Consider the following 4,529-nt stretch of genomic DNA (forward strand, 5'->3'; position numbering starts at 1 on the left):
TCAAATTACGCATAGACTTCTCCTCATAAAAAGAAGTCTTGAATCACATTCTACGCAATTTGTAAATCCACTTTGTCAACAGGACCTAAGAACTACCCAGAACTGAAAGCCGGGGAAATACATTCTAAATTAGCTAATCATCAAACTGCCCGAATTTCGCCGCTAAATATCGAGAGATTAATGCTCACACCTGAAGGTGGTGATTGGAGAAATTGGCCTGAAGATTATTTGTTAAAATGCCATAAAAAACTTTTAGCATCTGGAAAATCTGCAGGTTACACAGATACTTATGGACGCTTAAGAAAACGTGCACCCGCCTGCACCCTGACAACCAAGTGCACTTCAATATCGAATGGACGTTTCGGGCACCCTACACAACATAGAGCTCTAAGTGTTCGTGAAGCCGCAGCACTTCAAACTTTTGATGATGATTTCAAATTTGAAGGCACATTAGGCCAAACCGCTCGACAAGTCGGAAATGCAGTACCTGTTCTCTTTGCAAAAGCACTAGGTCAATCTATCTTCGAGCATAAAGAGCAACTGCAAAATGGCTAAGTTCAGAGCTCGCGCCCGCACTATTGATATGCTTGGACGCCAACAAATTCAAGGCATCCCAACTGCTTTACATGAGCTATTTAAGAATGCTCATGATGCATATGCAGACGAAGTTGAAGTCGATTTTTATCGTAAATCCAATATTCTTCTGATCCGTGATGATGGTATTGGCATGACTCAAGAAGATTTTGAGTCCAGATGGCTAGTCCTTGGAACAGAAAGCAAGCTGGATGGCGGCGACTCTGAATCTTTACGAGATCCAGACAAAGAAGCAAGGGCTGTACTCGGCGAGAAGGGAATTGGTCGATTAGCAATCGCTACCATTGGTCCTGAGGTTTTAATCATGACCCGCGCCAAACGCAGAGGTAACGTAGGACCAGTAACAGTCGCATTTATCAATTGGGGAATGTACGAACTTCCAGGTGTCGATCTTGATGAGGTAGAAGTTCCATTAAAAGAATTTCCCTCAGTTGAAGAGATCACCAACGCTTCCATTGACGCTATGATCCAAGGTGTTAAGGATAATCTCAAAGCCATTCAGAAGAAAACAGACCCCAAAATAGTAGCTCGAATTCAATCTGAACTAGACCAATTCAGATTACCTGTTAACAAAATAACCTCTTTGTCTTACGGTCCCACTCTCCAATCTGATGAAAAAGGTGGAACACATTTTTTCATATCTCCAGTTAGTGAGGGACTAATTCATGATATAGAAGAAGGCGTAGGAAAAGTTAGAGGACTTAAAGGCGCTACAAACCTCCAAAGAATGTTGCTCGGCTTCTCTAATACTATGAGAAAAGATGCAGACATCCCCATAACAACAGAATTTAGAGACCACCTACTTGATGGACAAGTAATCCAAAGAGCTGGCTCGCAAGAATTCTTTACGCCAGAAGAATTCGATATTGCTGACCACCACATAGAAGGTTCATTCGATAAGTTCGGTAATTTCACAGGTACCTTAAAAATTTATGGTGGCGCTCCTCAAACTGTAGAGATTATCTATAACACCTCCCAAGAGCCCTTAGCTTCCGGCCCGTTCAAATTAGAGTTCTCATATGTACAAGGTGATAAAAAACAAAGCCTAGTACCGGCTTCTGAACATACGTCTCTCACCAAGAAACTCGATACGATTGGTGGTCTGTATATATACAACAATGGTATCCGGGTTTTGCCATATGGAAACTCAGATTATGACTTCCTAGAAATTGAGCGACGTAGAACTCTTGGTGCAGCTCACTATTTCTTTTCTTACCGAAGAATGTTTGGTGCAATCTTCATTGATAGTACCTCAAATCCAGACCTGCATGAAAAAGCGGGCCGAGAAGGCTTCCAGAATAACAAGGCGTACAGACAGTTCCGCCTATGTCTGATGAATTTCTTTGAACAATTGGCTGCCAAATACTTCAGGGCAGAAGGCGTTTACGCTGACGAATGGGCAGAAAAGAGAAGTTCATTAGAAAGAGAATATGCCATTGCACAAAAAAGAAAGCAGAGAGCGACTAACAAAAAAAATGACCTCAAGAACGATTTAAGCAATTTCTTTGATATGTTGGCCGAGACTTCTCCATCTGACGTTTTTGACGATATTTGTGAGGATACGCGTCAACGACTAAATAATTTAATAAATGAATTTTCTTTAGAAGAAATCGCTAGTGAGATAATTGAATTAGAGGCAAATTGCGCGATTGAACTTAAAGAAGCACTCTCTCCATTTATTGTAAAACGCCCAAAGGCAGTAGGTTTAACTAAAACCCTGGAACGCGACTGGCGTTATTATGAAAGTACTTTTGCAGAAAAAGTCCTCCCAGAATACCAACTGGCCCAAAAATTCTTAGATGAGATTGTTGGAGGTGTCGCAAAAGATGCCAAAATCCATTTAGATACCCGGGCTCGCCTACAAGCATCAATCAAATCTGTCCGCGAGTATAATTTCAAACAAGTTGAAGCTGAACGGTCGCAAATTCGCGAGACGCTTACATCAACTGAAAAATATGTAAAAGAACAGCTTAAAGAATCACGAGTTTCCCTGGAAGAAACTCAATTACATATTGAAAAGCAAATTATTGCTGCGGATTTTGAAACCATGGATCAAGACAGTCTGAACCAACTCAGGCAAGACTTGGAATCCCAATTAGATGACGTATCACTGACAATCAAACGAAAACTGGAAACGATCAAAGGCCAGTTACATCGGGTAAACGAGAATAGTGAAGATGCCGAGTTGGCATCGGACGATGCAATTGCTGCGATGGAGACAGAATTAGAGATACTGAAAGATGATTACAACGATAGTTTAGACATGGCACAGTTGGGAATGGCTGTAGGGGTCATTCATCATGAATTCGAAGCAAACATTCGAGGTGTCCGGAGATCTCTTCACCAACTCCAAAAATGGGCGAGTGCGAATGAAGGTTTGCAAGACCTATATCTGGAAATGCGCAAAGGTTTTGATCACTTAGACAATTACCTGAGTCTATTCACGCCGCTGGATAAAAGACTTCGTAGAAGACGAACTAATATTTCGGGTGAAGCTGTCTCCGACTTTGTAAAAGATCTATTTGGCGAACGCATGGAGCGACATGAAGTCGAACTTCAAACCACAGATGCTTTCCTTCAACAGAAAGTTTCAAATTTTGCTTCAGTTATATACCCTGTATTTGTAAATGTTGTTGACAATGCTATCTTTTGGTTAAAAACTAAAAATGGCATTAGGACAGTTACCTTAGAGGCAACAACAAGAGGTTTCAAAATTTCAGATAATGGCCCAGGCATATCAGCAAAGGATTTGCCACATATCTTTGATTTTGGGTATTCACGCCGATATGGTGGAAGAGGAATGGGTCTCTACATCGCAAAAACCTCTTTAAACAAAGATGGTTGGGATATCAAAGTTGATCCAGACAATTCATCTGGTGCCAGTTTTATTATTGAACCGTTAGAGGAAACGGAATGAGTTTTTCCGAACTAAGTGCGGAAGTCGCCAAAGAATTTATTCACTCAGCAGTTTTGATTGACGATCAAATCAACTGGTCTACAGATTACGTAGAAAACAGCGGGACTGAAAATTCAGAAGAAGAGCCCACACCGTCATTGGTAGAACCCGAACAATCGGATGAATTTGATCTCGATTCTGAGGATGATACAGATGATGCAGAACCAATCGATCCCAAGGTTGATGCAAACAAGGTTATCAAAGCCTTTTCAGAAAAAGGGATCGTGTGCTCGCCATTTATCTGGGAAAGCGATCATTGTACCAAGTTCCCTCACTCTTCGGATAAAGCAGACCTATTAATCCTGGATTGGAACTTAGGCGGTAGTGAAACAAAAGGTACTTCCGCATTAAAATTCATTAAAGATCGCTTGGAAAATGATCTCACCGGAAAACAACGACTGCGCTTTATTTCAATATATAGCTCTGAGAAAAAAGACGATATCTTAACAACAATTTTTTCTGAGTTGAGCCAACTTAGCGGCGTCAGCGTATGTGAAGTTGATGACGGCCTCGACATTACCCTGGAATCAGGACATAAAGCCTGCAGAATAAGTCACATATCCAAACATGTGCCGGAGGAAGATCTCGCTGATCATCTAATTAGCGGGTTTGCTGAATTCGCGGGAGGCTTTTTGCCAAATATTCTGTTGTCTGCCATCTCAGAAATAAGAAATCACACCTATGAATATCTAGCTTTATTCAATAAAGATCTAGACACGGCTCTACTGAGCCATTTTATGGCATTGCACACACAAAAAGGGACATTCCCTACCGCAGAAATGCAATTTCGCGAGTACTCAACAAATCTCGTCTCAGACCATCTAAAAGCAAGATTACATTTCTCCCCAAAATTAGGCGCAATAGCATCAAAAGAGACCATAACCAAGTACCTAGGTCCTGTTGACAAAGTGGATTTACAAATTGCGTAGAATGTGATTCAAGACTTCTTTTTATGAGGAGAAGTCTATGCGTAATTTGA

At 41.1% G+C, this 4,529-nt stretch carries 3 protein-coding genes; all 3 read left to right on the top strand.

The genetic code is table 11. From position 1 onward, the window contains the following. Positions 1-72: 72 nt before the first annotated feature. The 3 genes from RYZ26_RS19710 to RYZ26_RS19720 are packed head-to-tail and all read left to right on the top strand — an operon-like array spanning position 73 to position 4,479. On the top strand, positions 73-555 hold the full coding sequence (locus RYZ26_RS19710) for a DNA cytosine methyltransferase (RefSeq protein ID WP_317684971.1): 483 nt from the start codon (positions 73-75) through the stop codon (positions 553-555). Continuing rightward, positions 548-3,511, top strand: a complete 2,964-nt coding sequence (locus tag RYZ26_RS19715; RefSeq protein ID WP_317684972.1) for an ATP-binding protein — start codon at positions 548-550, stop codon at positions 3,509-3,511. Before RYZ26_RS19710 ends, RYZ26_RS19715 begins: the two co-directional genes overlap by 8 nt. Continuing rightward, positions 3,508-4,479, top strand: a complete 972-nt coding sequence (locus RYZ26_RS19720; RefSeq protein WP_317684973.1) for a response regulator receiver domain — start codon at positions 3,508-3,510, stop codon at positions 4,477-4,479. Before RYZ26_RS19715 ends, RYZ26_RS19720 begins: the two co-directional genes overlap by 4 nt. The last annotated feature ends 50 nt before the right edge of the window (positions 4,480-4,529 follow it).

This window comes from Terasakiella sediminum (genome assembly GCF_033100395.1).
Taxonomy (GTDB): Bacteria; Pseudomonadota; Alphaproteobacteria; order Rhodospirillales; family Terasakiellaceae; genus Terasakiella.

Excerpts from the sequence above, each read along its gene's own strand:
- RYZ26_RS19715 (WP_317684972.1), top strand. The coding sequence starts at position 548 with ATGGCTAAGTTCAGAGCTCGCGCCCGCACTATTGATATGCTTGGACGC.
- RYZ26_RS19720 (WP_317684973.1), top strand. The coding sequence starts at position 3,508 with ATGAGTTTTTCCGAACTAAGTGCGGAAGTCGCCAAAGAATTTATTCAC.